The following is a 4,428-nucleotide window of genomic DNA, read 5'->3' as shown; positions in this document are numbered from 1 at the left end:
GGCGGGCGGCGGGCGGTCAGGGCAGCCAGCGCTGTACGCCGACGAACAGGCCGTTGCCGTCGTACTCGCCCGTGATGTGCTCGACCGTGCAGCCGGCCCGCCGGAAGGCGGCCTCGTACTGCTCGCGGGTGTAGAGGGCCATGGGGTGGACGTCGGAGAAGTGCCGCACGCCGGTGCCGGGCTCCGCGACGACGTAGTGCACCTCCATGCTGCTGAAGTCGCCCGTGCGCACGGTGTGGGAGACGCGCGCGACAGTCCGCGCGCCGGAGGTGATGACGCTGCCGCCGACGTGGCCGGGGGTGAAGTTCTCCGGGAACCACCAGGGTTCGAGCACGATCACCCCGCCCGGGGTGAGGTGGCGGGCCATGGCGGCCAGCGTCCGGTCGAGCTCGCCGGTGCCGCTGAGGTTGCCCACGGCGCAGAACAGGCAGACGATCGCGTCGTAGCGGCGGCCCATCGCGAAGTCGCGCATGTCGCCGGCGTGCACGGGCACCCCGGGCAGCTCCCTGCGGGCCACCTCCCGCATGCCCTCGGCCAGGTCGATGCCCTCGGCGTGCGGGAACTCCTCGGCGAGGAACCTCAGATGTCCCCCGGTGCCGCAGCCGACGTCGAGCACGGCGGCGGCCTCCGGCTTCCGCGCCCGGATGTGGCGCACGACCACCTCGGTCTCGTGCCGGTAGTCCTTGCCGCGTCCGTGGTAGATGGCGTCGTAGACGTCCCCCACGTCGTAGATGCCGATGTCCTCGGCGGTGTCCTGGAGCATGTCGGCGGGTCCTTTCCGCTCAGAGCGAGGCCAGCACGGTGCGCAGCGCGGCGGCGACCTCGTCCTGCCTGCTTTCGGTGAGGCTGGGGTACATCGGCAGCGAGAAGATCTCGTCGGCCAGCTTCTCGGTCACCGGGAGGGAGCCCCTGCGGTAGCCGAGGAAGCCGAAGCCGGTCATGGTGTGCACCGGCCAGGGGTAGCTGATGTTGAGCGCGATGCCGTACGCCTTCAGCGCCTCGATGATCTCGTCGCGGCGGGGGTGGCGGACGACGTAGACGTAGTACACGTGGGTGTTGCCGGGGTTGGTGGTGGGCAGCCGCAGGCCGCCGGGGCCCGCGAGGTCGGCGAGCTGCTCCTCGTAGTGGCGGGCCACGCTCCGGCGCGCCTCGGCGTAGCCGGGCAGCCGGGTCAGCTTGCGGCGCAGGATCTCCGCCTGCACCTCGTCCAGACGGGAGTTGTGGCCGGGCGAGTGGACGACGTAGTAGGTCTGCTCCATGCCGTAGTAGCGCAGCCGCCGCAGGGCGCGGTCGGTGGCGTCGTCGTCGGTGACCACCGCGCCGCCGTCGCCGTAGGCCCCCAGCACCTTGGTGGGGTAGAAGGAGAAGGCCGCGGCGTCGCCCATGGTGCCGGCGGGCCGGCCGTGGTGCGTCGCGGCGTGCGACTGGGCGCAGTCCTCCAGGATCTTCAGGCCGTGGCTGCGCGCGAGGGCCCGCAGCGGCGCCATGTCCACGCACTGGCCGTACAGATGCACCGGCAGCAGCGCCTTGGTGCGCGGGGTGATCGCGGCCTCGACCTGCGCGGTGTCCATGAGGAAGTCCTCCTCGCGGACGTCGACGAAGACCGGGGTGGCGCCGGTGCCGACGATGGCGACCACGGTGGGCGCCGCGGTGTTGGCGACGGTGATGACCTCGTCGCCGGGGCCGACGCCGAGCGCCTCCAGGCCCAGCTTCAGCGCGTTGGTCCCGTTGTCGACCCCGGTGCAGTGCGCCATGCCGTGGAAGTCCGCGAATTCCCGCTCGAACGCGCGCACGCTCTCCCCGAGGATGAGCTGCCCGGACGCGAAGACCTTCTCGACGGCCTCCAGAATGTCATCCTTCTCTTTCTCGTACTCCGGCAGATAGTCCCACACGCGCGTTGTCACTTTTCGGCCTCCTGTCCTGTGAACACAGTCCTGGTGCACTGCGTTTTCCGTGGAATCCTCAATCCGCGGCTGTAATGTCCATGATGTAGCGCCCGTAGGCCGTCTTCGCCATGTCGGAGCCGAGCCGGTGGCACTCCTCGCGGCTGATGAACCCCATGCGCCAGGCGATCTCCTCGACGCAGGCGATGCGCACCGCCTGGCGGTGCTCCAGGATCCGCACATACTGTCCGGCCTCGGTCAGCGCGTCGTGCGTTCCGGTGTCCAGCCAGGCGAAGCCGCGTCCCAGGGACACCAGCGTGGCCCTGCCCCGGTCCAGATAGGTGCGGTTGACGTCGGTGATCTCCAGCTCGCCGCGCTCGGAGGGGCGGAGGTTCTTGGCGATGTCGACCACGTCGTTGTCGTAGAAGTACAGCCCGGTGACCGCCAGGTTGGAGCGGGGCCGCGCGGGCTTCTCCACCAGGGAGAGCAGCCGCCCCTCGGCGTCGACCTCCCCGACTCCGTAGTCCTCGGGGTTGCGTACGGGGTAGCCGAACAGCACGCAGCCCTCCACGTCCCCCGCGTGCCGCTCCAGCAGGGCGCCGAAGCCCGGCCCGTGGAAGATGTTGTCCCCCAGCACCAGCGCGACGGAGTCGTCCCCGATGTGGTCGGCGCCGATGAGCAGGGCGTCGGCCAGTCCGCGCGGCTCGTCCTGCTCCGCGTAGCTGAGCGAGAGCCCGAGCGACGAGCCGTCCCCCAGCAGGCGCTGGAAGCTCCGCAGATCGTGCGGGGCCGAAATGATCTGGATCTCGGTCACCCTGGCGAGCATCAGCACCGAAAGCGGATAGTAGATCATGGGTTTGTCGTAGACGGGAAGCAACTGCTTCGATACGCCGAGGGTAAGGGGATGCAGCCGGGTTCCGTGCCCGCCTGCGAGAATGATTCCCTTCACTGGCCTGCCTCCAAGGAAACGGTCACCGGGGCGCAGTGGTATGGATTCCGAGAAAAGACTCTTCGCTCCGCCCGCTCGTTACAAGGGAATCCGGGACAACGGAGCGTCAACTTCCTTCAGGGAAATGCGAACCTGCCCGGCTCCGCTGTGGAGTCCGGGCAGGGGTGCGCCCCGCGCCTGCGTACCGCGCGCCGCTCAGGGGGCGGGGGCGTAGCCGTGGAGGAAGGTGCGCACGCCCGCGACGACCAGCTCCTCCCGCTCCTCGGCGGTCAGCGCGCCTGCGGAGCCCTGCGGCTCCGTGACGAGCAGCAGCAGGTGCAGCGCCGCCCGTTCGGGGTCCCCCAGGGGCGGCAGGCCGCGGCCCGCAGGCCCGCTCAGCCGGCGGGCGACCTCTCTGCGGACCCGCACCGGGCCGGCCTCCCGCCAGGCGGAGAGCGCGGCGTGCGGCACGCGGCACGCCTCCGCCGAGATCTGCCGGACCACCGCGAAGTGGTCGGGGTGGGCGGTGGCCGAGCCGGCCCAGGCCCGGCCGAACGCGATGAGGCCCCCTTCCGCCTCGGTGAGCTCGCCCAGATGTCTGCCGATGATGGCGACCTGCTCCTCTGCGACCTTGCGGGCGCTCTCCTGGAGCACCCGCTGGAAGAGCCGCGCCTTGTCGCCGAAGTGGTTGTAGACCGTGCGGGTGGACACGCCGCTCGCGGCGGCGACCGCGCTGACGCTGGCGCAGGTGTAGCCGTCCCGCGCGAACACGCGCAGCGCCCCGGCCAGGATGGCCGCCCGCTTGCGCGCGGAGCCCCTGCCCGCCCGGCTCCGGCCGCCGGGCCGGAGCCGGGCGTGGGCACCGCGCGCGGCGGCGCGGTGCCCAGGGCCGCTGGTCATGCCCGGCTCCCCGGGGCGCCCGGCCCGGCCCCGGCGTCCTGCCCCGCCGGCCCGTGTCCGGCCGGCCCGTGTCCGGCCGGTCCGTGTCCGGCCGCGGGGTCAGGCGCGGATCCCGGTACGGGGTCCGCCGCGGGGTCCGGCGCGTCCTTGAGCCGGAAGAAGGCCAGGCAGAGGCAGCCCGCCAGCACCGCGCAGATCGAGGCGCCGACCGTGACCGACGTGGCGTCGATGACCGGCCCGAAGACCAGCGGGGAAGCGAACTGCCCGCCGAACATCGCCGAGGACTGCAGCGAGGTCGCCGTCCCGCGCTGGTCGTCCGGCACCGCGTCGTCGATCAGCACGGTCATGGTGGACATGGCCAGTCCGTTGCCGATGCCCACCAGCACCGGCACCAGCAGCAGCGTGAACGGGTCCTGGGCGAGGGCGAAGACCAGGAACGCCAGCGCCCAGCTTCCCGTCGCGGCGCGTACCAGCACCGGGTAGCCCAGGCGGCGGGCCAGCCCGGCGTAGCCGAGCCCGATCACGCTGGCGGTGCAGGAGGCCAGCACCGTGCCGTACAGGGCGACCAGCACGGTGTTGCCGATGTCCAGTTCGTCGAGGCGCATCGGCAGGAAGACGGCGAGGACGATCATGATGATGCTGGTGAAGACCCAGGTGGCGCACAGGGCCAGCACCTTCGGATACCGGATCAGCAGGCGCAGGGCGCCCCCCTGGCCC

5 protein-coding genes are annotated in these 4,428 nt (G+C 71.7%); all 5 read right to left on the bottom strand.

What is annotated here, in order from left to right; translation table 11 throughout:
• Positions 1–16: 16 nt before the first annotated feature.
• Positions 17–763 carry a class I SAM-dependent methyltransferase gene (locus G5C65_RS31980; RefSeq protein ID WP_165302542.1) on the bottom strand — a complete coding sequence of 249 codons (747 nt, stop codon included), beginning with the start codon at positions 761–763 and terminating at the stop codon, positions 17–19.
• A gap of 19 nt (positions 764–782) precedes the next feature.
• Entirely contained in the window at positions 783–1,904 is a 1,122-nt protein-coding gene (locus G5C65_RS31975) for a DegT/DnrJ/EryC1/StrS family aminotransferase (protein WP_165302541.1), read from the bottom strand.
• A gap of 58 nt (positions 1,905–1,962) precedes the next feature.
• A complete protein-coding gene (gene rfbA / locus G5C65_RS31970; RefSeq protein WP_165302540.1) occupies positions 1,963–2,832 on the bottom strand; it encodes a glucose-1-phosphate thymidylyltransferase RfbA in 870 nt (289 codons plus the stop codon).
• A 195-nt stretch (positions 2,833–3,027) separates the two neighbouring features.
• Positions 3,028–3,711, bottom strand: a complete 684-nt coding sequence (locus G5C65_RS31965) for a TetR family transcriptional regulator (RefSeq protein WP_165302539.1) — start codon at positions 3,709–3,711, stop codon at positions 3,028–3,030.
• On the bottom strand, positions 3,708–4,428 hold a 721-nt coding region (locus G5C65_RS31960; RefSeq protein ID WP_165302538.1), incomplete at its 5' end, for an MFS transporter. The genes G5C65_RS31960 and G5C65_RS31965, both read right to left, overlap by 4 nt.

Origin of the sequence: Streptomyces boncukensis (assembly GCF_011045075.1) — a bacterium.
Lineage (GTDB): Bacteria > Actinomycetota > Actinomycetes > Streptomycetales > Streptomycetaceae > Streptomyces > Streptomyces boncukensis.
The sequence above is the reverse complement of the archived record's forward strand: the minus strand, read 5'-3'. Positions and strand labels throughout refer to the sequence as shown.